Origin of the sequence: Desulfatiglans sp. (genome assembly GCA_012513605.1) — a bacterium.
In the GTDB taxonomy this organism is placed as follows: Bacteria; Desulfobacterota; DSM-4660; order Desulfatiglandales; family HGW-15; genus JAAZBV01.
Genome location: JAAZBV010000141.1, coordinates 20,484 through 46,065 on the forward strand (window position 1 = coordinate 20,484; position 25,582 = coordinate 46,065).

The 25,582-nt window shown below is 43.2% G+C and carries 30 protein-coding genes; 27 read left to right on the top strand and 3 right to left on the bottom strand.

The features are described 5' to 3' along the window. Nucleotides 1-30: 30 nt before the first annotated feature. The 5 genes from GX654_19310 to GX654_19330 all read left to right on the top strand — a co-directional run bounded on the left by GX654_19310 (nt 31) and on the right by GX654_19330 (nt 3,555). On the top strand, nt 31-807 hold the full coding sequence (locus GX654_19310; protein NLD39014.1) for an ABC transporter permease: 777 nt from the start codon (nt 31-33) through the stop codon (nt 805-807). Between the two features lie 8 nt (nt 808-815). Continuing rightward, nucleotides 816-1,562 carry an ATP-binding cassette domain-containing protein gene (locus GX654_19315; GenBank protein NLD39015.1) on the top strand — a complete coding sequence of 249 codons (747 nt, stop codon included), beginning with the start codon at nt 816-818 and terminating at the stop codon, nt 1,560-1,562. A 64-nt stretch (nt 1,563-1,626) separates the two neighbouring features. Beyond that, entirely contained in the window at nt 1,627-2,067 is a 441-nt protein-coding gene (gene mlaD, locus GX654_19320) for an outer membrane lipid asymmetry maintenance protein MlaD (protein NLD39016.1), read from the top strand. Between the two features lie 35 nt (nt 2,068-2,102). Beyond that, nucleotides 2,103-2,705 carry an ABC transporter substrate-binding protein gene (locus GX654_19325; protein ID NLD39017.1) on the top strand — a complete coding sequence of 201 codons (603 nt, stop codon included), beginning with the start codon at nt 2,103-2,105 and terminating at the stop codon, nt 2,703-2,705. Nucleotides 2,706-2,778: 73 nt separating this feature from the next. Then, nucleotides 2,779-3,555 (top strand): VacJ family lipoprotein, encoded by a 777-nt coding sequence (locus GX654_19330; protein NLD39018.1) that lies wholly within the window; start codon nt 2,779-2,781, stop codon nt 3,553-3,555. Between the two features lie 58 nt (nt 3,556-3,613). On the opposite strand, the gene GX654_19335 is transcribed toward GX654_19330, so the two are convergent. After that, nucleotides 3,614-3,814: a cold shock domain-containing protein gene (locus GX654_19335; GenBank protein ID NLD39019.1), complete on the bottom strand. Its 201-nt coding sequence runs from the start codon at nt 3,812-3,814 to the stop codon at nt 3,614-3,616. A 186-nt stretch (nt 3,815-4,000) separates the two neighbouring features. Then, nucleotides 4,001-4,402 (bottom strand): 4-carboxymuconolactone decarboxylase, encoded by a 402-nt coding sequence (locus GX654_19340; protein NLD39020.1) that lies wholly within the window; start codon nt 4,400-4,402, stop codon nt 4,001-4,003. Between the two features lie 249 nt (nt 4,403-4,651). On the opposite strand from GX654_19340, the gene GX654_19345 reads away from it, so the two are divergent. The 3 genes from GX654_19345 to GX654_19355 all read left to right on the top strand — a co-directional run bounded on the left by GX654_19345 (nt 4,652) and on the right by GX654_19355 (nt 5,927). Continuing rightward, a complete protein-coding gene (locus tag GX654_19345; protein ID NLD39021.1) occupies nt 4,652-5,146 on the top strand; it encodes a hypothetical protein in 495 nt (164 codons plus the stop codon). Between the two features lie 58 nt (nt 5,147-5,204). Further along, entirely contained in the window at nt 5,205-5,651 is a 447-nt protein-coding gene (locus GX654_19350; protein NLD39022.1) for a hypothetical protein, read from the top strand. A gap of 96 nt (nt 5,652-5,747) precedes the next feature. Next, nucleotides 5,748-5,927: a hypothetical protein gene (locus GX654_19355; protein ID NLD39023.1), complete on the top strand. Its 180-nt coding sequence runs from the start codon at nt 5,748-5,750 to the stop codon at nt 5,925-5,927. A gap of 12 nt (nt 5,928-5,939) precedes the next feature. Here the strand turns inward: GX654_19355 and GX654_19360 are convergent, their stop codons facing one another. Next, a complete protein-coding gene (locus GX654_19360; GenBank protein NLD39024.1) occupies nt 5,940-6,950 on the bottom strand; it encodes a ribonuclease Z in 1,011 nt (336 codons plus the stop codon). Nucleotides 6,951-7,060: 110 nt separating this feature from the next. Here GX654_19360 and uvrC point away from each other — a divergent pair, with 110 nt between their 5' ends. The 19 genes from uvrC to GX654_19455 all read left to right on the top strand — a co-directional run. Beyond that, nucleotides 7,061-8,896 carry an excinuclease ABC subunit UvrC gene (gene uvrC, locus GX654_19365; protein NLD39025.1) on the top strand — a complete coding sequence of 612 codons (1,836 nt, stop codon included), beginning with the start codon at nt 7,061-7,063 and terminating at the stop codon, nt 8,894-8,896. A 134-nt stretch (nt 8,897-9,030) separates the two neighbouring features. Continuing rightward, entirely contained in the window at nt 9,031-9,939 is a 909-nt protein-coding gene (locus tag GX654_19370; GenBank protein ID NLD39026.1) for a M23 family metallopeptidase, read from the top strand. A gap of 263 nt (nt 9,940-10,202) precedes the next feature. Beyond that, the gene (secA, locus tag GX654_19375) at nt 10,203-13,064 is read left to right on the top strand and encodes a preprotein translocase subunit SecA (GenBank protein ID NLD39027.1); all 2,862 of its coding nucleotides are present in this window, start codon (nt 10,203-10,205) and stop codon (nt 13,062-13,064) included. 57 nt (nt 13,065-13,121) lie between these two features. Further along, complete coding sequence (gene argJ, locus GX654_19380) at nt 13,122-14,309, top strand: bifunctional glutamate N-acetyltransferase/amino-acid acetyltransferase ArgJ (GenBank protein ID NLD39028.1); 1,188 nt, start codon at nt 13,122-13,124, stop codon at nt 14,307-14,309. A gap of 50 nt (nt 14,310-14,359) precedes the next feature. After that, nucleotides 14,360-14,941: a sigma-70 family RNA polymerase sigma factor gene (locus GX654_19385; GenBank protein NLD39029.1), complete on the top strand. Its 582-nt coding sequence runs from the start codon at nt 14,360-14,362 to the stop codon at nt 14,939-14,941. Further along, nucleotides 14,925-15,389, top strand: coding sequence for a zf-HC2 domain-containing protein (locus GX654_19390; protein NLD39030.1), 465 nt, complete (start codon nt 14,925-14,927; stop codon nt 15,387-15,389). Before GX654_19385 ends, GX654_19390 begins: the two co-directional genes overlap by 17 nt. A 1-nt stretch (nt 15,390) precedes the next feature. Then, nucleotides 15,391-15,855 (top strand): hypothetical protein, encoded by a 465-nt coding sequence (locus GX654_19395; GenBank protein NLD39031.1) that lies wholly within the window; start codon nt 15,391-15,393, stop codon nt 15,853-15,855. 163 nt (nt 15,856-16,018) lie between these two features. Continuing rightward, nucleotides 16,019-16,225, top strand: a complete 207-nt coding sequence (locus GX654_19400) for a BlaI/MecI/CopY family transcriptional regulator (GenBank protein NLD39032.1) — start codon at nt 16,019-16,021, stop codon at nt 16,223-16,225. Nucleotides 16,226-16,229: 4 nt separating this feature from the next. Next, nucleotides 16,230-16,550, top strand: coding sequence for a hypothetical protein (locus GX654_19405; GenBank protein ID NLD39033.1), 321 nt, complete (start codon nt 16,230-16,232; stop codon nt 16,548-16,550). A gap of 95 nt (nt 16,551-16,645) precedes the next feature. Then, entirely contained in the window at nt 16,646-16,816 is a 171-nt protein-coding gene (locus GX654_19410) for a hypothetical protein (GenBank protein NLD39034.1), read from the top strand. Then, nucleotides 16,813-17,046, top strand: coding sequence for a tetratricopeptide repeat protein (locus tag GX654_19415; GenBank protein NLD39035.1), 234 nt, complete (start codon nt 16,813-16,815; stop codon nt 17,044-17,046). Before GX654_19410 ends, GX654_19415 begins: the two co-directional genes overlap by 4 nt. 14 nt (nt 17,047-17,060) lie before the next feature. After that, nucleotides 17,061-17,498 carry a tetratricopeptide repeat protein gene (locus GX654_19420; GenBank protein NLD39036.1) on the top strand — a complete coding sequence of 146 codons (438 nt, stop codon included), beginning with the start codon at nt 17,061-17,063 and terminating at the stop codon, nt 17,496-17,498. Nucleotides 17,499-18,127: 629 nt separating this feature from the next. Next, a complete protein-coding gene (locus tag GX654_19425; protein NLD39037.1) occupies nt 18,128-21,331 on the top strand; it encodes a hypothetical protein in 3,204 nt (1,067 codons plus the stop codon). A 12-nt stretch (nt 21,332-21,343) separates the two neighbouring features. After that, nucleotides 21,344-22,036 (top strand): hypothetical protein, encoded by a 693-nt coding sequence (locus tag GX654_19430; GenBank protein ID NLD39038.1) that lies wholly within the window; start codon nt 21,344-21,346, stop codon nt 22,034-22,036. 45 nt (nt 22,037-22,081) lie between these two features. Next, complete coding sequence (locus GX654_19435) at nt 22,082-22,909, top strand: MotA/TolQ/ExbB proton channel family protein (protein ID NLD39039.1); 828 nt, start codon at nt 22,082-22,084, stop codon at nt 22,907-22,909. A gap of 12 nt (nt 22,910-22,921) precedes the next feature. Then, on the top strand, nt 22,922-23,521 hold the full coding sequence (locus GX654_19440) for a biopolymer transporter ExbD (protein ID NLD39040.1): 600 nt from the start codon (nt 22,922-22,924) through the stop codon (nt 23,519-23,521). Between the two features lie 96 nt (nt 23,522-23,617). Beyond that, nucleotides 23,618-24,061: a biopolymer transporter ExbD gene (locus tag GX654_19445; protein ID NLD39041.1), complete on the top strand. Its 444-nt coding sequence runs from the start codon at nt 23,618-23,620 to the stop codon at nt 24,059-24,061. Between the two features lies 1 nt (nt 24,062). Then, complete coding sequence (locus GX654_19450) at nt 24,063-24,824, top strand: TonB family protein (GenBank protein ID NLD39042.1); 762 nt, start codon at nt 24,063-24,065, stop codon at nt 24,822-24,824. Nucleotides 24,825-24,944: 120 nt separating this feature from the next. Continuing rightward, nucleotides 24,945-25,582, top strand: a 638-nt coding sequence (locus GX654_19455; protein NLD39043.1) for a hypothetical protein, incomplete at its 3' end; no start/stop codon positions are given.

Sequence of the window (25,582 nt, forward strand, 5' to 3'; positions counted from 1 at the left end):
AGACGAAAATTTATTTATTACAGGACTTATATGGATGTTGTAAGGTATATCGGCGGGGAATCGATAGGCATATTATCAAGGATAGGGAGGTTATTTAACTTTCTCGGGTATTCCCTCTATTTTTCGATCACGCCACCTTTTAAGACAGATCGTATCCTTAAGCAGATAAGGTTCATCGGCGCAGAGTCTACACTTGTTGTGCTCCTGATAGGTTTATTTACAGGGATGGTCATTTCGCTTCAGGGGTTTCATACATTAAGCCGTCTGGGTTCAGAGGCATTCCTTGGCCCTATGGTTGCAATTTCTATAATGAAGGAGATGGCGCCGGTTTTTACCGGTATAATGGTTACAGCAAGGGCGGGTTCAGCCTTGACCGCTGAAATCGGCATCATGCGCATCACCAATCAGATAGATGCCATAGAGATGATGGGGCTTAATCCATTCCGCTATCTGGTTGCGCCAAGCATGATTGCAGCATTTATATCTCTGCCGCTGTTAACAGGCATGTTTGATGCGATAGGAATCCTGGGCGGGTATCTTGTGGGGGTAAAGATACTCGGTCTCGAATATGCAACCTTTTTCGGAGAGATAAACACCTATGCAACGGTGGATCATCTGATGGAAGGGATATATAAATCCATGAGTTTTGGCATTATTATATCATGGGTTTCATGCTATATGGGCTATTACACAGGCTCCTCAGGGTTTGGAGCAGAGGGGGTCAGCAAATCAACAACAGGGGCGGTGGTGCTTGCGGCAGTCATGATCCTTGTGTGGGATTATTTTATGACCGCCTTTCTATTTTAAGGTGAAAAGTGATTGAACTGAATAACATACACAAGTCCTTTAATGGCCATGATGTCCTTAAAGGTATTTCATTTAAGGTTAAAAAGGGAGAGATACTCGTTCTGATCGGCATGAGCGGTTATGGTAAAAGCGTGATCTTAAAACATGTTGTCGGCCTTTTAACCCCGGATAAGGGTGAGGTGATAGTTGACGGGCTTGAAGTTAATAAGCTCAGTAAAAAGGCGCTTGCTGATCTCAGGAGCCGGATCGGGTTTCTGTTTCAGGGAGGAGCCCTGTTTGAATCAATGACAGTGTTTGACAATGTTGCATTCCCCCTGAAGGAAAAGGGGCGGCTTGACAGGGCGGTCATTGAAAAGAAGGTGCTTAATGTTATTGATCAGGTAGGGTTAAGCGGTGCGGAAAACAAATACCCTTCCCAGTTGAGCGGGGGCATGCAGAAGAGGGCAGCGCTTGCACGTGAACTGGTATGGGAGCCTGAAATAATGATCTTTGATGAGCCAACAACAGGGCTTGACCCTATTATAGGGCATGCAATCCTTAATCTTATTGAAGAGATGCATAATCGAATGCGGTTTACAGGCATTATTATCACGCATGAATTATCGCGTGTCTTCAAGATAGTCAACAAGGTAGCGATGCTTCATGAAGGTGTGATTATCGAGATGGGGCGCCCTGAAGAGATGCTCTCTTCAAAAAATTCGCTGGTAAGACAGTTTTTATCAGGAGATACAGAAGGTCCCATAAGCTTCAGGTAACACCTATGACAGGGGCCGATCTCTTTAAAATATATTGTTAATAAAAATAGATCAGGGGAATAAAATGAAAAAATTTGATCTTGAATTGATAGTAGGGATATTTGTTCTGGCAGGGCTTCTCTGCCTTGCTTTTATGTCTGTAAAGCTTGCTAAAAAGGAACTTTTCCGCAGTGACGGCTATGAACTCTATGCGATTTTTAATGATGCCGGAGGTTTAAAGACCGGCTCATCAGTTATAATAGCCGGCATACAGATTGGCAGGGTCAAATCCATCACAATGGAAAGCTATGAAGCGAAGATTATCATAACACTGCCAAAGTCAGTTAAGATACAGGAAGATGCTATTGCAGCCATAAAGACCAGGGGGCTTATCGGAGAAAAATACCTCTCCATCACACCGGGCGGCTCAGAGATCACACTTGAATCAGGCGAGCGCATCCGGGAAACAATGCCGGCAGTTGATATCGAAGAATTGATCTCAAACTATGTATTTGGTAAGGTATAGTAAAAAGACACCCATGATTACATTCAGGAGGAATCATGAAGAATAGATTTATCAGGTATTTGACTGCCATTTTTATATTGCTGTTTTTCAGCCTGACCATAAAGGCCGGAGAGGCTACAGACCGCATTAAGGCCGCAACTGACAAACTTATAGAGATCGTTTCAAACCATGATCTTGATGTGCCGGATATGGCTGAAAAAAGGGCAAAGATGATACGGGAAACCGTGGATGAGGTCTTTGACTGGTCCGCATTTTCGCAGCGTGCGCTTGGCAGGCATTGGGGCACACTGAGCCAGCCCCAAAAAAAGGAGTTTATTTTTTATTTCGGCCAGCTATTAGAGCGCACATACATGGATAAAACCAGGCATTACTCCGGTGAAAAGATGATCTTTCTTAATGAAAAGATAGATGGAAAATACGGTACTATCGGCGCCAAAATTACCCTGAGCAGCGGGAAGGATGCGGCAATCGAATACCGGGTGATAAAGCCTGACGACAAGTGGTTTATATATGATGTATATGTAGAGGGAATAAGCCTCGTAAGCAACTACAGGAGCCAGTTCAGCACTATCTTAATTAAATCAGGATATGATGAGCTGTTAAAAAGACTAAAAACAAAAGTGGATGAACAATCTTAAATTTAGAACGCCCGGCAAAGGAGTTTAGATTATGAAAAAGCTATCAACTTTTATATCCGGTGTTATCATATCAATGATTCTATCAGGCGGCATCAGCGCTGGTTCAGATACTGCTGAAAGGTCAATTGCAGATAATATAGATCATTCAATCCTTCTCGCACAGGCTGATGCATCCATATCCAGCTCAGAAGATGATACATACTTAGATGATGAGATGATGGATGACCTGGATGAGCCCCATGAATCTATTGCTGACCCGCTTGAGCCTTTAAACAGGGTCTTTTTTCATTTTAATGACAAGCTCTATTTCTGGGTGCTTAAACCGGCAGCAAAGGGTTACAGCGCAGTAGTGCCTGAGCCTGCAAGAAGAGGGGTGAAAAATTTTTTCAACAACATCTCCTTCCCTGTAAGATTTGTTAGCTGTGTTTTACAGGGTAAGTTTGAAGGTGCAGGATATGAATTCGGGAGGTTCATGATTAACTCCACATTAGGGGTTGCTGGTTTCATGGACAGGGCAACCACCCAGTTTGAGATGCCCGAGTATGATGAAGATCTGGGCCAGACCCTTGGCTCATACGGGATAGGTCACGGGTTCTTCCTTAACCTTCCTGTATTGGGTCCATCAAGCCTTACCGATACAATCGGCTCTGCTGGTGATGCATTTCTTGAACCTATGAATTATCTTGATCTGAAAACCAAGTATGATCTCTCAATCAAGGCATTTGAAACAGTTAATAAAACATCCTTTAGGATAGGGGATTATGAAGACCTCAAAAAATCCGCCCTAGACCCATATGTTGCATACAGGGATGCATATTATCAGTACAGACAGAGCCAGATAAAAAAATAACATAAGAAAAGGGCATCAGGTTTTAACCCCGATGCCCTTTGTATTTTTTATTTGAAGACTAAACCCGGTTTACATTAACAGCCTTGGGACCTTTTTCACCATCTTCAACATCAAAAGTTACAGCTTCTCCCTCTTCAAGACTCCTGTACCCATCTGTCTTGATTGAAGAGAAATGCACAAAAAGATCAGAACCTTCCTCCTGCTCTATAAAACCAAAACCTTTTTTGTTGTTAAACCATTTTACCTTTCCTTTTGCCAATTCCTTAATACCTCCTTTGAGCTGTTCTTAGCCCGGGTTTACCCGGTAGTAAGTAAGTGCCGGATTGCTTCTTTTATTATGCATCCGGCAAAAACATCCTTGAGTTTAGTTTAATGTTAAGCATTAAGCTAAATCTCTAATAATTAAACCTCAAAAACTATAATGATAACCTTTTAAAAGGTCAAATTATTTTTTTATTGGCCATTCGCCCCGCTCAACAAGCACCTCCTTATATGCGTTAAGCGCCTCATTAACAGTGGGCATGCCTGCATATGTCGAGAGCTGAAAAAAGACCTCTGCCAGTTTTTCAGGGTTGCAACCCACATTAAGCGCCCCGTTAATATGGAGCTTAAGTTCATCAGTGGCCCTTAATGCAGCAAGCATGGCGCATGCAGCCATCTGCCTTTCGGCAAGGGTCAGGACAGTCCGTGAATAGATATTGCCTGTGATATGTAAAGAGAGGTCATTAGCGAGATCACGATCAAATTCCTTCCAGAGTTTATACGGAGGATCCATCTTAATCCCCTTACTGAAAAGTTTTGCAGCTGTCTCCTGTGTCTTTTTCTTCAGATCTTCATCCATCGTCATATTCTCCTGTTTGTATCTGTTGATTTATCATAAATGAGGTTATGCCATTTTGCGTGGATTAACTCAAGAGGCTGATCTGTCTTTTTCCCTCCATCACAGTATAAGATAATTGGATATAGCAGCATACATAGCCCTTTCATAGCATAATGCTGGAATTATTGGCCTCAGTTAATCAACTTGACACCTTTTCCCTTACACTTTATACTTCATAGCAAAAATAAGTTCTTATTTATAAAGGAGAATTTTTGAATGGGAAAGTACGGTAAGTATATCGTCACTGAATTCTATGACAAGTTCCAGCTCCCTGAAGAAAGGGCCTGGGAAAAAGCAATTATGGGTCGTGGCCCGCTTGAAGATGGCATGAGGCGTATGATGGAACATATGGTCTGGATGGACTCCAACGTAATCCCCGGCGCCTTTTATGCTGAGGCAGTCTGGTTCTGGCCTCCATCCATGACCGGCCGTGTAATAACCCCGCCAAAGCCGGGTGAGGAAGACAAGCATGGTATTCCGCCTCATGCACACACCTTTCCTGAGCTGCTTTCATATTACGGGACCGATATGAACAACCCTAAAGACCTTGGTTGCCAGGTGGAGATATGGATAGAGGATGAAAAATATCTCTTTGACAAATCCTTTGTTGTATATGTCCCGGCAAATATAGTTCACTGCCCCATAAAGATGCATAATATGACCAAGCCCCTTTTCCATTTTACCATGGGGCCGGGCGAGAATTACCTATAATACAGGCTGAAGCATTAACTTGAACCAGATAACCTGTTAATAGAAAGTGAGATAAAACATGGCAGAACGAAAATATGAAAAGTATTTTATATTTGATGACAAGAAAGACCTTAAGCTCCCATCCTACAGGGTGCCGACAGACCCTAAATATGTAAAGAGGATGACCCATGTGGATGCGGATACGGTCAAGGGTGCAACCTTTTACAATGAGATGATGTGGATACTCCCGGGGTTTGATAAGAACTACAAGGGCGATAACCCTAATTTCAAGGAAGAACATTCCCATGATTTTGGCGAACTGATGTGTTTTTATGGTTTGAATTATGAAAACATCATGGACCTTGGCGCAGAGATAGAATTTACAATAGATGGTGAAACGCATATCATTAAAGAGAGCTTTACAGCCTTTATACCGCCGGGTGTGAAACATGGCCCGCTAACTATCAGGAATGTGACCAGGCCGATAGCACATATGATAGCATGCACCACAGGAAGGTATGAATAGCATAACCTGATTACAGGTAAATGTAGAGAGGTTGAGCCAGTTCGGTCTCAACCTTTTTTCATTATTAATAAAAATACCCAGCAAGGAGGAGATAAAATGAAAAATGTTGAGATGAATCTTGAAGGAAATATCCTGACACTAAAGGTGGATATTACAAAGGAGTTCGGGCCCTCTTCTTCAGGAAAGACCATTATTATTGCCTCAACTGAGGGGAATGTTGCTATACCTGATAAAGATGATGTAAAGATCGGTCTGAACGTATATAAGAAAAAATAACCGGTCGGAGGTTTATCTGCCTTGATATGCCGCCATAGCCTCTTTGTAAAGATCTGCTTCCATGTGGCTGTATCTTGGTGAAAAGTGAAAAAGTGTAAATTTCTTAACCTCTGCCGCCCTTGCTATGCGGCCAGCCTCAGCTGCGGTAAGATGATATTTTTCTTTTGCTGTCTTGTTATCCTGTTCTGAAAAGGCCGCTTCAATGAACAGGTGATCAGCGCCCCTTGCGAGGTCCATAATCTTTACAATGTTGTCATTGCTCCCGATCACATCGGTAATATAGGTGATCTTATGGCCCGGGGTTATGGTTGCTATCTTTTCTGCCAGGCTGCCAAGTGTGAACCTTCTCATATCAACTATCTTTCCATGCTCCTCTTTTGGTACAAAAAAATCCCCATTTTTTGGACTGCCTGTATATATCTCTTTTTTAAAAGCAGTAAGCCACGGGCCTGTATCAAGACCAAAATTTTTTAGTTTTTCGCTATTAATATTTACATGAAAACTTTCCTCTAATGTAAGGCCCAAGCATGGTATCCTGTGGTCAAGCAGTGCCCCCCTTACCTGGAAACCCGGTATTTTATATAGTATCCCATCAATTATTTCCCATGTCACTGTCTCTCCCGGTCTGAATCCTTCACGGCATAAATATCTTTTAGATATTGCCATGTCTTCATGGACTTCTGTTGCATTTAAGATAAGGTTATATTCATATTCTTGTACTAGATTCCATACATACCCGTTAAGTTTTCCCTCCACATGTCTGAAAAAACCGGGCGGCCCGAAAAGATGTAATTCGCTGTCCCTGCCCAGAAAGATTCGCAGAAGTCTGTCAAAGCCAGTGAAATGGTCCATGTGGGTGTGAGAGACAAATACATGGGTTATTTTTAGTACATCCCTCGGGGTGAGGGGAATAATCTCACCAAGGTCAAACATAATTGCCCTTTTTTCATATAAAAAGGGGATATAGAGCCCGGGATCAGAAAAGGGGTCATTAACAAGTCTGGGGTAAATGGATGGCTTCATGGAAGTTCGCTGTTGTTATTATTTCTGGTCATCATACAAGTTTCTTGTATTATCTATCACCTATCTTTATATTGTTCAAGAAAAGGATAACAAATATTGCCGGTATATATATGATCCCATCTGAACAGAACAGGTTTGATTTAAAATCAGGAGCTTTCAAAAAGGAATTTCCGAACGACCCGGGTGTCTACATATTCAGGGACAGTGCTGAAAGGGTTATATATGTAGGAAAGGCCAAAAACCTCAAGAACAGGGTATCTTCCTATTTTAACTCCCCAGCTGATATGACACCAAAGACTGTCATGATGGTATCAAAAGCAAGGTATCTGGAATTCATACTAACCTCCTCCGAAAATGAGGCATTTTTACTTGAAAGTTCCCTTATTAAAAAACATATACCCAGGTACAATATTGTTCTGAGGGATGATAAACAGTATCCATACCTGAAGATCCCCACAGATGAACCATACCCCAGGCTGGAGTTTGTAAGGAAGCTCAAAAACGACGGGGCAGTTTATTTCGGGCCATATTCTTCATCAGGGGCACTCAGGGATACCACAAGGCTCATAAACAGGATTTTCAGACTAAGAAAATGCTCTATGAATTTTATGGCAGCAAGGACAAGGCCCTGCCTCAATTATCAGCTGGGCAGATGCCTTGCACCATGTACCAGCGATATTTCAAAAGATGAATATGCTGCAATTGTGAAAAATGTCAGGCTTTTCCTTGAGGGGAGGAGTCGGGAACTGATAAAGCAGCTTGAAACCGATATGAAAAAATATGCAGCAGAAGAAAAATATGAGGATGCAGCAAGGGTAAGGGATCAGATAAAGGCGGTTTCAAAGACTATTGAGACCCAGAATGTCTCATCAACCAGGGGTGAAGACCAGGATATAATAGGGGTTGCACAGGAAAACGGAGTATCACAGGTAGTCATATTCTTTTCAAGAAAAGGGATTATCACCGGAAATAGGGATTTCAGGTTTGAAAACCAGGGAGTTTTACCCTCTGAGGTGATCGAGGCATTTCTGAAACAGTATTATACTGAAGACGGTTATGTGCCAAAAAATATACTTATTTCCCATCCGGTTGATGAATCAGGAGCCATTTCCGAATGGCTTTCCTCCCTGGCAGGTAAAAGAATAACTATACACTGCCCTGTCCGTGGCAAAAGGATCGGCATGACAAACCTGGCCGTTAAAAATGCGGTAAGTATTCTGAATAGAACGGAAAACAGAAGCCCTGCTGATATCCTTGAGATGGCAAAAACAGCCTTGAATCTTAAGAAGACACCATACAGGATAGAGGCAATGGATATATCCAATATGCAGGGAAACCAGGCGGTTGGTACGATTGTTGCATTTGTAGATGCCAGGCCGCATAGAAAGGGGTACAGGAATTTCAGGATCAGAGATGTGAAGGGCATAGATGATTATGAGATGATGTCAGAGATGGTTAAAAGGCGCCTTTCACATGGTGATCTCCCTGACCTCTTTGTTATTGATGGCGGAAAGGGGCATCTGATGGCAGTTAGCCGTGTTCTGGCAGGGCTGCCGAAAGAGATAGAACAGCCTGCACTGGTCGCTGTTGCAAAGGAGAGGGAGCAGGGCGTTACTGGCGACAAGCTCTATCTTTCTGGTAGAAAAAATCCTCTGCGGCTGAACGCTGATCATCCGGTGCTACTGATGATCATGGGGATAAGGGATGAGGTTCACAGGAGGGCTGTGGGCTTTCATCGAAAACTGAGAAAGAAGGAGACTGTAAAATCCGCCCTTGACCGGATACCGGGCATAGGGCCATCAAAGAGGAACCTGCTTTTAAAGCAGTTTGGAAGCCTGGAGGCAATAAAACAGGCAAGCGAAGATGAACTTGCAAAGGTGAGAGGAATAACAAAAACAATGGCTGTTAGGATCAAAGAGCTGTTTTTGGCCTCTGAAGAGAGTTGAATCTGATATGAAAATATTAAGGTTGACAATCTTCTGGGCTTTGTGTTAACTAAGCCCGACTTCTGTTGATAATTAATCAAAAGTTGTATCTTCGCTGACTCAATCAATAAAGTTGTAAAAAAGGAAAAAGTATTGTGGCTTTCAAAAAGGTAACAATAGTAATTCTTCCGGATGGTGTTAATTCCGTCAAACAGATAAAGATTCCGAAGATGTTTATTGGATTAGCCGTTATCCTTGTCTTATCGGCCCTCTCATTTATTGGGTGGGCCTCCAATGACTACTGCAGGATAAGGTCTCAGATACCACTCAATGCACAACTGCTTGAAGAAAACAGGCAACAGAAGGCCCAGCTTGCCTCTCTTGCAAATAAAATAGATAAGATCAATACCAAGATGGTTGAACTCAAAAAGTTTGATAACAAGCTCAAGATAATGGTGAACATTGAACCAGGTGATGACAGCACCCCATTCCTGGGTGTTGGCGGTTCTGACCCAAGTCTGATGAATGCTGAATATTCTATTGAAAAGGCACATCAGAAACTTGTTAGGCTGATGCACCAGTCACTGGATAATCTGGATACTGAAATTGCTGTCCAGACACAGGAAAAGACGGAGCTATACAGTTTTCTTGATAACCGGAAATCCATGTTTTCCTGCACCCCATCCATATGGCCTGCAAAGGGATGGGTAAGTTCAAAGTTTGGTTACCGGGTTTCACCATTTACAAATGAGAAGGAATTTCACAATGGTCTGGATATCTCGGCAAAAAGCGGTTCGCCCATAATTGCCCCTGCTGATGGCATTGTCACTGGCATTGAAAAGAGCTATGGTTACGGGAATCTGTTAACTGTAAATCACGGATATGGCCTGAAAACAAGGTATGCCCATCTCTCAAAGATACTGGTCAAAAAAGGACAGGCGGTAAAACGCGGTGATACCATCGCTAACATGGGTAGCACAGGCCGTTCGACCGGCCCACATCTCCATTATGAGGTGTTCCTTGAGGGGGTACCGGTAGATCCAACCCGCTATATTCTGAATTGAATTAAGTAAGATTTTTACCCAGGCATTTACTTAATTCTTTCAGTGGGAAAACCTCTAAAAAAGTAGATCTTTATTTGCCAATTAAATAAAGGCTCCTCCTGTTTTGTTTGCATCTGTGTGAATATAGTCCTTATTATTTTTTTCACAGACCTGGCTATTCAAATTAATAAATATTAAGATTTATTGTTTTCATTTATTGTGGTAGTAAAGTAACTTCAGCGAACAGGAAAGGATATTTTTCAAAAAATACTGGTATATAGAATATGATTGGTGACCTAATAAAGAAGATATTTGGCAGTAAAAATGATCGGGAGCTTAAAAGAATACAACCGATCGTGGAGAGCATAAATTCGCATGAACCTTTTTTTAAATCTCTTACAGATGAGCAGCTCAGGGAAAAGACCGGCGAATTCAAAGATAGGCTGAAAAATGGAGCAACCCTCGAAGAGATTTTACCTGAGGCATTTGCTGCTGTAAGGGAGGCATCCGTGAGGGTGCTGAACATGCGTCATTATGATGTACAGCTCATAGGCGGTATTGTTCTCCATGAGGGGTGCATATCCGAGATGAAGACAGGTGAAGGAAAAACCCTTGCAGCAACCCTGCCTCTATATCTGAATGCCCTTACCGGAAGAGGGGTTCATCTGATAACAGTGAATGATTACCTTGCAAAGCGCGACGCTGAATGGATGGGTGGCATATACGGGATGCTGGGCCTTTCTATCGGAGTAATTGTTCACGGGATGACAGATAAGGAGAGAAAAGATGCCTACGCATGTGACATCACATACGGTACGAACAATGAATTCGGATTTGATTACCTCAGGGATAACATGAAATTTGATATGAATGACCTTGTCCAGCGTGATTATTATTACGCTATTGTGGATGAGGTTGACAGTATCCTTATTGATGAGGCGAGGACACCCCTTATCATAAGCGGCCCTGTGGAACATAGTGAAAACAAGATATACATGGAGGCCAAGCCCCTGGTCATCAGTCTAAAAAGAAAACAGAGCGCTGTGATAAGGACAATGCTGAGTGATGCGAAGGAGAGGCTGAATAAGGGCGATGCGGATGAAGAAACCATCCAGATACTTCTGAGGGTAAAGAGGGGTGACCCTAAAAATCCTGGATTTCTTGATCTCCTTGCAAAAAACCATTCCCTTGGTAAGCGCATCGATAATGAAGAGAGCGCCATGAGGAGTCAGAAGATACTCCCAGAGCTGGACAAAGAGCTTTACTGCATCATAGACGAGCGTGGCAATTCTGTGGAATTAACAGAAAAGGGGATCAAGTACCTTTCTGAAAGCGGGGCAGGGGATTTTTCTCTCCCTGATATAGAGGAAGAAAGTTACAATGTCCGTGAAAATAAAGAGCTGTCTGACCTGGAGAAGGCGGAAAGGCTCAGGGAGCTTGAAGCGAATTTCATGCGTACATCGGAGCTTCTGCACGCCACCCAGCAGCTTATCAAGGCATACTGGCTTTTCGAAAAGGATGTCCAGTATGTGATAAAGGATGATGAGGTGGTCATCGTTGATGAGTTTACAGGCCGTATGATGCCGGGCAGAAGGTGGAGTGACGGTCTGCACCAGGCGGTTGAGGCCAAGGAGGGCGTAAAGGTTGCAGAAGAAAACCAGACCCTTGCCACGATTACCTTTCAGAATTTTTTCAGGATGTATGAAAAGCTGGCAGGTATGACAGGCACAGCTGATACCGAGGCCGGTGAATTTCATAACATCTATAAACTGGGTGTTATGGTTATCCCGACCAATAAGGGGATGATCCGCAAGGATTTTCCTGATGTCATATACAAGACCGAACGTGAGAAATATAATGCGGTTGTCGAGGAAATCAAAGAGCTATACGAAAAAGGTCAGCCCGTGCTGGTGGGTACAATCTCCATAGAAAAATCCGAGGTTCTCTCAAAAATGCTTAAAAGAGCGGGCGTACCCCATGAAGTTCTGAATGCCAAGCATCACCAGAAAGAGGCGGAAATTATCGCCAAGGCCGGACAGTATAAGACTGTTACCATATCGACCAATATGGCCGGGCGTGGAACAGATATAGTGCTTGGGGAAGGGGTCAAGGAGCTCGGTGGGCTTCATATCCTAGGAACCGAAAGGCACGAGAGCAGGCGCATTGATAACCAGTTGAGAGGCCGCGCAGGCCGCCAGGGAGACCCGGGCTCTTCAAGATTCTATCTTTCACTTGAGGATGATCTTTTAAGGATATTCGGCTCTGACAGAATTTCTTCCATCATGGAGCGACTCGGCATGGAAGAGGGAGAACCAATAGAAGCAAACCTGATATCAAGGGCCATAGAGAATGCACAGAAAAAGGTTGAGGCCCATAATTTTGATATGAGAAAACATCTCCTTGAATATGATGATGTGATGAATAAACACAGAGAGATAATCTACTCCCAGAGACGCAACATATTAAAGGGAGAAGGCATTGATGAACTTATTAATGATATGATTGAAGGAAAGATAGAAACCTTGGTAGCTGAACATAGCGATCCTAAAGCCTATCCTGAAGACTGGAATATCCAGGGCCTGATAGAGGGCGCTATAAGGTTTTTTGGTGTGCGGCCAAGGATCAGTGTTGATGATATTGGTAAAGAAGAGTTTGATGCACTCACTCCACAATCCCTTACAGGGCTGATCATGAAACAGGTTAAGGATGCCCATGAGGCCAGGATGGCAGGCATAAAAATTGACCAGCTCCAGTCAGTCCAGAGGATTATAATGCTCCAGATACTGGATAAAGAGTGGCTCAGGCATCTCCAGGACATGGATCACCTCAAAGAGGGGATCGGCTTAAGGGGATACGCACAGCAGGATCCTTTAAAGGAGTACAAAAAAGATGCCTTTGAGCTGTTCCAGGGGCTTGATGCAAGGATAAGCGAAGAGGCGCTAATGACCTTTTCAAGGATACAGCTCATAAAGGAGAGGCCTGAAGAGCTTCCGCGCCAGAAGAGGAGGGCTATGCAGCTAAGCCATGGTGATGCAGCGGTCAGGACGGAACCGATAAAAAGAGAGAGCCAGAAAATAGGGAGAAATGATCCATGCCCCTGTGGCAGCGGCAAAAAATACAAAAAGTGCTGCGGGATTAATGAGTAACTGTAGTAACAGTTGCAAAAGATGCAGGATTAACAAAGTATCCGGGGTTATTTAGAGATGGAAACCAATACCAGTATAAAAGGGTTTAAGGCTGCTTATACTGCCTGTGGCCTGAAAAAGAACAACGCACATGATATTGCGCTGATATATTCCGAAGCACCAGCGGCCTCAGCCGCTGTCTTCACAACAAACAGGGTCAAGGCGGCGCCTGTTATCGTTAGCATGGAGAATATAGCAAATGGCAGTGCCAGGGCGATTATTGTAAATTCAGGGAATGCAAATGCCTGCACCGGGGAAGAGGGGCTCAAGAATGCAAAGGAGACCACATTTTTGGTTGCAGAGCGCCTTGGCATATCACCTGATGAGGTCTTGATAGCTTCAACCGGTGTGATAGGCGCCCAGTTGGACATGAAAAAGATAGAAAAGGCCATACCAGAACTGGTAAAAAACCTTAACCCTGAGGGGATAAATGGCGTGGTAAAGGCCATTATGACGACAGACTCATTTCCCAAGGTCAGCACATTCAGCGCAAAGGTTAAGGGCGTGGAATACCATATTATGGGGTTAGCCAAGGGTGCAGGCATGATAATGCCCAACATGGCAACCATGCTCTGTTTTATCATGACTGACATAAACATCAGCAGACCGCTTTTAAAAAAGGCACTTGCTCAGGGGGTAAATGATTCTTTTAATAAGATAACCGTTGACGGTGATACCAGCACAAACGATACTGTTTTTGTAATGGCAAACGGGCTAGCCGGCAATGAAGAGCCTGATGAGGCATCCTTTAACGAGTTTAAAAAGGGGTTGACCCATATAATGTATGACCTTGCAAAGATGATCGTGAAAGATGGCGAGGGGGCAACCAAGGTGATACACATAAGTGTCAAAGGGGCAGCCTCTCCTCAAGATGCAAAGAATGCTGCAAGTACAATAGCCAATTCAAGCCTTGTAAAGACTGCATTTTACGGAGAAGATCCTAACTGGGGCAGGATCATGGCCGCACTTGGGAGGTCAGGTATAGAGATGAAGGAAAATATGGTTGATATCCTCATTGATGATATAAAAATAGTAAAGGGTGGCCTGGGGCAGGGTGTTGAAAGAGAAAAAGAGGCTGCTGTTATTATGAAAAATCCTGAGATTTTTCTTACTGTTGAGTTGAATGTGGGGGTGTCTAACGACTGGATAACCACATGCGACCTGACCCATGATTATGTGTCAATAAATGCGGATTATAGATCTTAATTATAAATTATTGAATTTTTTCGCTATAAGCGGTGTCTAATAGATCAAATATGGCCGATTCAGATGAAGATAGGCTGGTATTGGACCTTAAAAACCGGGATGAAAAGGCCTATGGAATGCTTGTCTCCCAGTATCAGGCGAAACTTAGGAATGTCGCCTACGGGATAACCCTTGATGCAGAGGAAAGCGCTGATATTATTCAGGATGTTTTTCTTAAGGCCTATACTGGAATAGAAAGATTCAAGGGCGAATCATCCCTTTATACCTGGTTGAGGCGTATTACGATAAATGAGAGCCTTAACTGGGTAAGGAAATGGAAAAGGCGTTTCAGGTGGCAGCATCAGTCCATTGATCAGGAGGAGGGAAACGCCCCTGATCTGGTCTCGGACAGGCCCGACCCTGAAGAGAGCCTGGACAACAGGCAGCTCTCCGGGATGGTAAAAAAGGCACTTGAGAGTCTTCCTGAAAAGGCGAGGACGATCCTGATCTTAAAGGAGGTTGAAGGGTTATCCTATGATGAGATAGGCGAGCTCATGGGGATCAACAAGGGGACTGTAAGTTCAAGGATATTTTATGCGCGTGAAAAATTAAGGGAATCTCTTAAAGGTGTTGAAAGTGAAGGCCAACAATGAAATAATATGCGGCACCGAAATAATAAGCCGGTTCATGGATAATGAGCTCCACGGGGATGATCTTATTACAGTGGAGAAACACATTGATTCCTGTGAATCATGCAGGAAACGGCTTGATATTTACAGCAAGATCGGTTCGGGCCTGAATTCTTTTATAAACGCTGAAGCTTCGCTGCAAGGTCAGGAGATTGTAGAAGGGGTTATCAGCAGGATCAGGCAGAAGGGCAACTGGTTACAGGGTTTCAAGGAACTGGTTCTTTCAAGAAGGACCTTTATACCTGCAGGAGTCGCTTTGTCTATTGCACTGGCATCATTGATATTTCTTAACAACCCTGCACCTGCCGGACCAAGCGCTATAATATCATCCCTTTCAGGGACAGGTTCTTTAACGATAGTTGTGACACCTGAAACAAGACAAACCATCTTATGGGTTAATGAAAATGGATAAAATGAAAACTAAATATCGGGCTCCTCTGCTTATAACCTTCTTATTCTTTGTTATTTCACTCCTGTTACTGCCTTCTTCACCTGCATGGTCGGGCACCAATATCAGGATTACTGTAAAGACCATACTGGCGTCAGAGAAAGGCAATTCTGTAGACCCTGGTCTTAATGATATTGTGCGTGAGCTGCAATCCCTTTTCAGGTACTCTTCCTATAAGTTTTTAGGTGAAAAGGGGCTTTCTCTTTCATTGAACAGCAAAGGGGTTGTTTCGCTCCCTGAGCAGGTCACCATGAATATCTCCTCTATGGGTATTGAGGGGGACAGGGCTGTTCTTGACATAGAGATATTAAGGGGCGGGAGCCGGATTATACAGACAGTAATCAAGCTCAGAAACAACAGCAGTATAAACATAGGCGGCCCTGAATATAAAGGCGGTAACCTCCTCTTTAATATCTTTGCCTCTTTTTAAAGTATTTATCTCCATAAATTTTTGAAACAAAAAATCTATAATGATTTTTGCCTCTATTAATCAGACAGTGATATTCCGCCCTGATACTTAATTGACCATGCAGCACTCTTTAAATATTCCTGTTTCAGATCCACACATAGACCAAGAAGCACACACTTATTAACTGGCAAAGAGGCAGGAAGGAAACAAATTTTTCTACAAACCGACAAAACCGCGCAGCCACGCTGCTGGCGCCCTTGTTTTCGATATTGGAGATCGGATTTTTGGGGGCTCCTGTGTTGAAATGGTAAAAGCCTTTTTTAATCATTCTACTGTTACACCGGATGAGCTAAGACAGTTACAGGAACTTATCGATAAATATAAGGAGTGAGTAAATGCATATTCCCTCTTTTATGCTGAACAATGATATGGCAGGCCTGCTGATCACCCTGGCAGGTCAATCAATCCTGATTTCTCTTATCGGGCTTACAGTCCTTAAGGTATTATCCAGAAGCTCTGCCCCTGTGCGCAGTCTCGTATGCAGCCCTACAATGATTGCGCTTGGCTTGACACTCGTGATCTCCATTGGATTTTATATGAAAGGCATTTCATGGTCTCAGGCAACTCTTCCATTTATTAATGAGCATCACACAAAAAACAGCATTTTACTGCCTCCAGATCAAAATACTGCTATCTTACAAAAAAGGTGTGTTTGATCAGCAGTTATCCAACTGCTGTTGATTTGGCTGGCAGCCATTTTAATTTAAGAAAAAGTGTAGAGAAGATTCTTTCAAAAAAAAGGAGTATTGCCATGGGGACAAAACTGCATCTTAAGGTAATAGGCTCTTCAATATCTCTTGTTCTTGTATTTGGCATTGCCGGGATTCATGCCCGTAGTAGTGCGGCGAAAAATGATGATGCTGGGCTGTATTTTCTTCGCGGTAATCTCCATATGGATAAAAGGCATATGGAGAGGCAATAAATGATTACACGAAGGCGATAGAGATAAACCCTGATGATGTTACAGCCTACAATAACCGTGGGCTGGCATATGCGAATATGGGAGAACATGAACAGGCTATAAAGGACTATAATGTGGCTATAAAGAGAGCTCCTGAAAAGATCAGTGCGTACATTAACCGGGGCAATGCCTATTACTCAAGACAATCGTATCGAAGGCCATTTCCGATTATTCCAGGGCTATTAAAATAAACTCCGAATTCTCATTGGCATACGTAAACAGGGGCATTGCCTATTATCAGAGAAGCAGCTTCAGCAATGCTATTAACGACTTTTCAAAGACGATTGAACTGGATAACAGAGAACCAGGGGTTTACCTGCTTCGCGGCAATGCATATTACAGTAAACGCGAATACAGGCAGGCAATTAATGACTATAATAAGGCGCTGGAAATAAACCCTGATTACTATGCAGCATATAATTATAGATCTGATCTATATTCCATGATGGGCAATATGGTTGAATATAAAAACGATAGGATTATGGCCGAGAAGTTGAATCTATCCATACATAATGCACAAGTGGAATCCAGAGCTTTAATGTACTTAAGGGAGACATTAGGGCATCGTGTAGATAGAAGCAGCCATACTGAATGTAGCAATTGTGATAGTTCATGGGCGGAAATAACACGGGGGTCATATTAAAGAAGCAAGGTAAGATAAAATGCAGCCCGGCTAATATAAAGTGCAGTTTTCTACTGTAATTAACCTGTATATTTTATGATGTATACAGATATAGTTTTCTGCATTAAAGTAATATTAAATCCTGGGGGATCCCCCTGTACTTTACAGGGGTAAATATGCTTTGGTTATGCCTTAAAATATTTTTTGCTAATAAAATATATCCATATTATAGTGCATAACCATTGTGCCGCTTGATTATATCCCCATAGTACCAACCCGGGCGGCATCGTTTAACCCGATTGTATGTAGAATAAAGCAAAGCCTTAATTATCTTTTGTATTAACTATGTGTTTTGAACCTGTAACAGGGGATCTCAAGATTAAGGTTTCAATTGACGGTGAAGAACATGGATTTACTTTTGCACGAAAATAGACAAGGCATACCTTGTCTCTACAAAAATATCGGTCGGGAGTAAATCCCGACCCTACTAAAAACTCATTAACGATATGTATATCTTTAGTGATTTAGGGATTATGAAACAGCCTGTTCGCAGGAATGGCAAAAAAAGTGTAAAAATGTTTTCACTGGCAACCTCCCAGGTGAGGTTTCCTGACAATAAGTCTGTTGTAAGGACAACATGAAACTTAATTATGGGAAATAATATGAGGACACTTATAGTTCAAATACTCAGGATCTCTCTGCTTGCCATGATTCTTTATAACCTTTGCTCTGTAACTACACCTTTTTGTCAAATATTCGCTGAAACAGTTGAAGCTGGCGCGGAAATCAGGCAGGAAACCAGTGTTAAAGCGAAAGATACAACAACAAAGATCGCCTCAATATCACTGGCTGCCGGTCTTTATCACAGCCTGTATATTAAAACCGATGGCACACTCTGGGCTGTTGGATACAATAATAACGGTCAGCTCGGCGATGGCGCCACGGATTCACGCAGCACACCGGTGTATATTGCCGGTGATGTAAAACAGGCAGCAGCAGGTAATGTCCACAGCCTGTTTTTAAAGCAGGATGGCACCTTGTGGGCCATGGGTAATAACAGGTATGGACAACTGGGTGATGGAACCAGCGAAACAAGGTTAAGGCCTGTTCTTGTTGCGGAAGGTGTTTCTCAAATAGCAGCGGGCGCCTTTCACAGCCTTTTTATAAAAAATGACAACACACTCTGGGCAATGGGCAGAAATGAAGATGGACAACTGGGTGATGGCTCCAGGTTTACTAGAAACAGACCAATAATGGTTGCTACGGATGTGAAGCAGGTCTCAGCAGGCGTTGTCCACACCCTGTTTTTAAAAAATGATGACAGCTTATGGGGTATGGGCCTTAATGCGGAAGGCAGGCTTGGTGCGAGAAGGGATAAGATCAACCCTTCGCCGTTTCCTATTACAGGGGATGTTGCGAGGATTTCGGCAGGAGGCACCTTCAGCCTGTTCGTGGGTAAAGACGGCGGTCTATGGGTTATGGGAAACAACAAATATGGACAGCTTGGTGTTAAGAATATTGATAATATCGGAATGCCTGCAAGGATCGCAAATGGGGTTATTGATGTTTCCGGGGGGATGAGCCACAGCCTGTTTATCAAGAAAGATAACAGCGTATGGGGCATGGGCGCTAATTACTCGTATCAGTTGGGAAGTGATAAAGGCAGTCGGATTTCCCATCCGGTTCAGGTTTCAGAGGAGGCGGTTAGAATAGCGGCAGGCGGCGCACACAGCCTTTTTGTGAAAAAAAACGGCACACTATGGGCAGCAGGGTCAAACTACCTGGGCCAGCTTGGAGACAGTACAACCACGGACTTTAAGACACTAAAACAGATAGAAAACAGGCTAGCCCGCGAGGTCTTACAGATGACCGGTTTTACCTTCAGGGACATGCCGCTCTATCAGCCCCCTGAGAAAGCCCGCAAGCGGGATACTATAAGCAGTTCTCATGCAGAGGCTGAAAAGAATGAAGAGGAGGCCATGCCGGATTTTATGAAGGACGATGCCCTGTTCAGAAAGATCTTTCTGGAAAAGAGCGTGAATGTTGATCAGGGAAATATAGACAGGAAAGCAGCCCTTATGTGGGCGGCATGGAGCGGGTATACTGATGTGGCAGCAAGTCTTATTGATTATGGAGTCAATGTCAACACAAAGTATGGAGACAGCAATATAACGGCCCTCTGGGCCGCGTCACGGAACGGTCATACTGATGTCGCGAGGCTGCTTATTGATAAAGGGGCCCGTGTAAACGCAAAGGTGTCAAAGGATATTGATGATCTGGTGCCTGAAAAAGAGAATGAAGATGACAGGGAGGATGAAAGGCTGAAGCGCCAGAGAAAAAGCACGGGTCGGTTTTTAACTATGCATGGGGATAAAATAATAAAATCAGCTCCGGAAGCTGGGATAATTGTAGATGAATTAATTGATGACTCTTTAAGAACTGAAAAAGGAGGTTCGCCACTCTGGATAGCCTCGCGGATGGGACACAGGGATGTGGTTGAGCTTCTTATTGAAAAGGGCGCAAGAGTCAATGTCATAAACATAACCGGCAAAGGTACAACCCCTCTCTATGCCGCATCAGAAAAGGGTCACAGGGATATTGCGGAGATCCTAATTTTAAATGGTGCTGAAGTGAATGAAACCAGCTTCGATTTGACAACCCCCCTCTGGATAGCATCAAAAAACGGGCACCCTGAGGTGGTAAGGCTTCTTATTGAAAAAGGCGCCAATGTGGATGTTTATACAAAAACAGATAAAAAAACCGCCCTTTTTCTTGCATCAGAAAAGGGTTATGCAGATGTTGTCAGGCTCCTTATAGAGAACGGTGCAAACGTTGATTTTATCCCGCCACGCTCCACTGACACAAAAACACCCTTCTGGATTGCACTGGAAAACGGCCATTCGGATTCGGCAAGGCTCCTTCTTGAAAAAGGCGCTAGGGTGGAGGGGGTAGGCAATATATTGCGTGAATCGGCCCTGATAGTCGCAACAAAGCAGGGCATGACAGATATTGTCAGGGTTCTTCTGGAAAGAGGCGCAAGAATAAATCAAAAAACAATCCACGGTATAACCGCATTTATACTGGCTCTGGAAAACAGGCATACCGAAATAATAAAACTGTTCATAGAATATGGCGCTGATGTGAATGCAAGGCTTCGCGACGGAACAACACCCCTTATGATTGCGGCGAACATGGGTGATTTTGAACTGGTGAAATTTCTTCTGGAAAATGGGGCAAGGATAAATGAGAAGGCGCGAAATGGCACAACCGCCCTCTGGATGGCAGTTACAAGAAGACACAGCCCTGTTGCGAGACTCCTTATTGAAAATGGCGCGCAGGTAAACATTATAAACAGGGACAATGATGCCTCTGTATTAATGATAGCGTCTGAGGTCGGGTTAAGGGACATAGCAGAACTACTCATACTTAAAGGAGCAGAGGTTAACCAGAAGACAAGAGAAGGGGTGACGGCCCTCTGGATAGCGGCCCAGGAGGGGAACGCAGATATTGTAAGGATGCTTGTAAGAAAAAATGCTGAAATAGGTGTTGCAAGAAGAGGTGACAACAGGACAGCATTGTGGATGGCATCCCAGAACGGACACACCGATGTTGTAAAAGCCCTTGTTGAAAACGGAGCAATCACAGATATAAGGGCATCTGACGGGTCAACCGCACTTATGATTGCATCCCAGAATGGACACACTGAGATAGTAAGGCTTCTCTGTGAATGGGGGTCTGATACAAATCTCATGGTGGCTATAGGAGGAAAAGAGTATTCAGCACTTATGCTGGCTGAAAGAAACAGATGGAAAGAGGCATCAGGTGTTCTTGAGAGTGTTGGGGCGAAGGAATAACAGGGGTTAATTATGAAAATCAATTTTATGTTTTTACTGATATTGTCAATATTGTTTTTACATGGATGTGCCACAACCCATAAGATGGAATTAACTGCCGTTGCATTGCCGGATCAGAAGACAGACCCCTATGGCGCGGTAGTCTCGGAAAAATGGCACATGGTTTCAATCGCACCCTATAAGAAATTATCCTATATGAATGACAACGCCATATTTAATGTTATCGTTGAAAATGGCGGAGAGGAGCCAATAACAATAGGCAATGAAAACATCTCCATGATATTTGAAGGGCATGATAAAAAGCGGACGGTTAAAAAACTGGATGTGCTGTCTGCAAGGGAATTCATGAACGATGTTTTGTATAAATACCAGAAAAGAATGATAAATGATATGGTTTATTTCACTCGGGATAATGATTATATTTACGCGGATAGTGGTCTTTTTAATGTCATTTTTGCTAATGTTCCTAATGGCTATTCTATGTCTCGATATTTGACGTTAAAGGAAACTTCTAGAAAATTGAAAACACTGAGAGAAACTTTACCCGACCTCATTTTAAACCAAAAGACCATAATGCCCCGTGAAAGTATAGCCGCATTAATATCCTGCCGAACAAATGAAATTCCTCGTGGGATAAAAGGGGATTTTAAGATCAGCGTTTCAATTGATGGAGAAGAACATTTATTTACTTTCAATCGCAGGTGATAACAGAAATTAATCAAATAACATGGAGAAGGAGAGACAATCAAAATGGGACTTCTAAATACACTGGAAAAATCAATGCCCTCTTTTCAAAAAACCAGCACATTTTTTGCGACAATTGTGATCCCTGTTGAGCTTGTCGTTGGCATTATAGTCTATAAATATATCCTTGGTGACCCTTCCCATTTTGTGGATAATAACCCGTTAAATCACCCCCTTTCAGGTGATATACTGGGGATGATGTATAAAGGCGGAGACACAGTGCCAGTCATTATAACCTATTTTATGGTGGTGCTGACCTTTTTGATTGAGAGGATATGGACCCTTAAAAAGGCCAGGGGGAATGGGAACCCTGCACAATTTGTAGCGAGGGTGAAGAGGCTTATATCCGCCCATGATATTGATGCTGCAAAAAAAGAGTGTGACCTGCAGCAGGGGTCAATAGCAAGTGTATTAAGGGCAGGGCTTGATAAATTTCAGGAACTTGAAAACCGCAAAGAACTCGACTTTGACAAAAAAAACCTTTCTCTCCAGAAAGAGCTTGAAGATGCGGCTGATATGGAACTCCCCATGCTTGAAAAAAATATCATTATACTTTCTACCATTGCCTCACTTTCAACCCTCACCGGGCTTCTTGGGACTGTTATAGGTATGGTCAAGGCCTTTGCCGCACTTGCCCATTCAGGCGCACCCGATGCCCTTGGTCTTGCAACAGGCATATCAGAGGCATTAATGAGCACGGCACTGGGCATGATCACCTCCATGCTGGCCATAATCTTCTACAGTTATGTCACTACACGGATAGATCATATAATGTACCATACAGCCGAGGCCGGGCAGATGATTGTCCGCACCTTCAACAGCAGTGTTGAATAACCGGGGTTCCACATGGCAATAAAAAAGATCAGAAAAGGCAGGCCTGGAATCGATATGACCCCTATGGTTGATATGGGGTTTCTTCTTGTCGCTTTTTTCATGATCATAACCCAGTTTGCACCCCCTGATCCTGTTCAGATTACCGTGCCTGCCTCTACCGCCATGGCCAAACTCCCTGAAGCAAATCTGATCTACATCATGGTTTCAAAAGAGGGTATTATCTATATCAAGATAGATGGGAAGAGAAACCTGAAGGCGCTGGGGCAGGTAATAAACAGCGGATGGGGCCTGGGACTTACAGCAGATGAGATTGATGCCTTTTCAAATCTGCCCGGGATTGGCATCCCTGTTTTCGGTTTAAAAGAGTATCTCAGGCTGTCTGATTCAGAACGTAAAGGAATTATCATGACAGGCATACCTGCAGGCAAAGATCATAATGAACTGGGTGATTGGATATCATATGCAAGATTATCAAACCCCGTGGCCAGTGTAGTGATTAAGGGTGACAGGCTTACCCCCTATCCTGTTATAAAACAGATAATGGATACGCTTAAGGATATAGATGTAAACACCTTTTCACTAATAACAGATACGAAAAGCAAAACAGATTAAGTCAAAAAGGAAATTATTTTGGGTGAATTCAAAACAGGACAAAAAAGCAGCGACGGGATATTAAGGAAGAATAGAAAAGTGAGGCCAGGGGTTGATATGACACCCCTGGTGGACCTTGCCTTTCTGCTGCTGACATTTTTTATGCTTACCACTACATTCAACAAGCCCCAGGTCATGGAAATAAAAATACCCGAAAAAAGAGATGCAGATTCTGTTCAGCCAAAGATCAATGAAAAACATGTACTAAGTTTAGTGCTGGGTGGATCAAACAGGATATACTGGTACATTGGCCTTACTGAACCATCTGTGCAGGAGACCGATTATTCCCATGAAGGTCTGAGGATGATGCTTCTTGAGCAAAACAGGGTTATTGATAAAATGGTTGTGCTTATCAAACCCGGAGAAAAATCAACATATGAAAACCTGGTTAATGTACTTGATGAACTTGAGATTACGGATATAAAAAGATATGCGCTTGTTGAGATTGAAGAAGAGGATAAAAATATCCTGAGCAAATATGCGGGCGGGGCAGAGATATAAAATGGAATCCGAGCAAAAAAACTGGGATGAAATCGTCTTTGAGCAGAGGAATAAAAGTTACGGGGCCTATGTTTTAAGAGGCATTTACAACCGGTATCTTACCATCGCTGCGCTGACAGTAATCCTGCTATTCCTGATCTTTATGGTAATTTTAAATTACTCAAGTATTAATAAAAAGCAGGTGCACAGGACAAGGGAAATCAAGATTATAAATTACAATGAACTGACGGAACCCCCATCCATTGAAAAGGCATATGCGCCGCCCAAAAAGGTTGCGGTTAAACAGCCGGAGATTGAAAAATATGTGGAGCCGGAGGTAGTAAAGGAAGAGATCGTAGAACCGGAAATAATAGAAAAGGAGGATGAGATAAAGGAAGTTGATGACCCTGTGGAAAGCTCTGAATACGCGGATGATACAGAAAATTCAGAGGGTATTGGAACAGACAGCCCTGTTGAATCTGAATTTGATGTCAATCCAGGATTCCCGGGCGGAAGCGGATCATTATATGACTGGATCGCGCAGAATCTCAGATACCCGGTTGCAGCAAAGAGAATGGGGATAGAGGGCACAGTTATTGTCGGGTTTATGATCGATGAAAACGGCAGGATATATGATGTCACCATACTGGAAAGCCTTCACAGGCTGTGCGATTTAGAGGCAATGAGGCTAGTTAAGATCATGCCCCTCTGGGTCCCAGGAATAAAACAGGGTATTAAAATACGGGGTCGTCATTCAGTGGAGATCCCTTTTATACTTAAATAGTGTCCATCCGGAAAGAGTCAAATTCCGGATGGGGCTTACAGCTTTAAGAGATCAGCGGTCAGAATCAGGTAGAAGGCAATTTATGTTAAACCCGTAGAAAACATTAAGAGGAACAACGGAATGATAGACAGACAATGTATCGTAAGATTTCTTTTGAGGAGACATGCTGCTTTAATATTAATCCTTTTGATTTTCTCTTTGCTCCCGGTTGATATTACAGCACTTGCCGCGGAATCAGGCAAAAATACCGGTTCAAAAATACAGCCTGTTGATCAAAACATGCTTAAAGCTTTGCCCACCGGGATAGATGCAGGCCTGTATCACACCCTTTATATTAAAAAAGATGGAACGTTATGGAGTGTGGGCTATAACAATAATGGTCAGCTTGGCGACGGTACAACAGATACACGAAGCACACCGATGGAGGTGGCTTCCGATGTAGCACAGGTGGCTTCCGGCAATGCCCACAGCCTGTTTATAAAAAGCGACGGCACCCTCTGGGCCATGGGATACAATAAATATGGTCAGCTTGGCGATGGCACAAATACAAGCAGAAATAAACCCGTAAAAATTGCATCCGATGTAATAAAGGTTACAGCCGGTGTTTTTCACAGCCTTTTTATAAAGAAGGATGGAACCCTTTGGGGAATGGGCTGGAATGAGGACGGCCAGCTCGGAGACGGCACATTTATCAATAAGAATAAACCGGTACGCATTGATAATAATGTTGAACAAATAGCCGCAGGAAGCGCTCACAG

Excerpts from the sequence above, each read along its gene's own strand:
- GX654_19440 (NLD39040.1), top strand. The coding sequence starts at position 22,922 with ATGGCAATAAAAAAGATCAGAAAAGGCAGGCCTGGAATCGATATGACC.
- GX654_19425 (NLD39037.1), top strand. The coding sequence starts at position 18,128 with ATGGGAAATAATATGAGGACACTTATAGTTCAAATACTCAGGATCTCT.
- GX654_19430 (NLD39038.1), top strand. The coding sequence starts at position 21,344 with ATGAAAATCAATTTTATGTTTTTACTGATATTGTCAATATTGTTTTTA.
- GX654_19355 (NLD39023.1), top strand. The coding sequence starts at position 5,748 with ATGAAAAATGTTGAGATGAATCTTGAAGGAAATATCCTGACACTAAAG.
- GX654_19450 (NLD39042.1), top strand. The coding sequence starts at position 24,063 with ATGGAATCCGAGCAAAAAAACTGGGATGAAATCGTCTTTGAGCAGAGG.
- GX654_19340 (NLD39020.1), bottom strand. The coding sequence starts at position 4,402 with ATGACGATGGATGAAGATCTGAAGAAAAAGACACAGGAGACAGCTGCA.
- GX654_19325 (NLD39017.1), top strand. The coding sequence starts at position 2,103 with ATGAAGAATAGATTTATCAGGTATTTGACTGCCATTTTTATATTGCTG.
- GX654_19435 (NLD39039.1), top strand. The coding sequence starts at position 22,082 with ATGGGACTTCTAAATACACTGGAAAAATCAATGCCCTCTTTTCAAAAA.
- uvrC (NLD39025.1), top strand. The coding sequence starts at position 7,061 with ATGATCCCATCTGAACAGAACAGGTTTGATTTAAAATCAGGAGCTTTC.
- GX654_19310 (NLD39014.1), top strand. The coding sequence starts at position 31 with ATGGATGTTGTAAGGTATATCGGCGGGGAATCGATAGGCATATTATCA.
- GX654_19445 (NLD39041.1), top strand. The coding sequence starts at position 23,618 with ATGACACCCCTGGTGGACCTTGCCTTTCTGCTGCTGACATTTTTTATG.
- mlaD (NLD39016.1), top strand. The coding sequence starts at position 1,627 with ATGAAAAAATTTGATCTTGAATTGATAGTAGGGATATTTGTTCTGGCA.
- GX654_19330 (NLD39018.1), top strand. The coding sequence starts at position 2,779 with ATGATTCTATCAGGCGGCATCAGCGCTGGTTCAGATACTGCTGAAAGG.
- GX654_19345 (NLD39021.1), top strand. The coding sequence starts at position 4,652 with ATGGGAAAGTACGGTAAGTATATCGTCACTGAATTCTATGACAAGTTC.
- argJ (NLD39028.1), top strand. The coding sequence starts at position 13,122 with ATGGAAACCAATACCAGTATAAAAGGGTTTAAGGCTGCTTATACTGCC.
- GX654_19360 (NLD39024.1), bottom strand. The coding sequence starts at position 6,950 with ATGAAGCCATCCATTTACCCCAGACTTGTTAATGACCCCTTTTCTGAT.
- secA (NLD39027.1), top strand. The coding sequence starts at position 10,203 with ATGATTGGTGACCTAATAAAGAAGATATTTGGCAGTAAAAATGATCGG.
- GX654_19395 (NLD39031.1), top strand. The coding sequence starts at position 15,391 with ATGAAAACTAAATATCGGGCTCCTCTGCTTATAACCTTCTTATTCTTT.
- GX654_19385 (NLD39029.1), top strand. The coding sequence starts at position 14,360 with ATGGCCGATTCAGATGAAGATAGGCTGGTATTGGACCTTAAAAACCGG.
- GX654_19410 (NLD39034.1), top strand. The coding sequence starts at position 16,646 with ATGGGGACAAAACTGCATCTTAAGGTAATAGGCTCTTCAATATCTCTT.
- GX654_19405 (NLD39033.1), top strand. The coding sequence starts at position 16,230 with ATGCATATTCCCTCTTTTATGCTGAACAATGATATGGCAGGCCTGCTG.
- GX654_19350 (NLD39022.1), top strand. The coding sequence starts at position 5,205 with ATGGCAGAACGAAAATATGAAAAGTATTTTATATTTGATGACAAGAAA.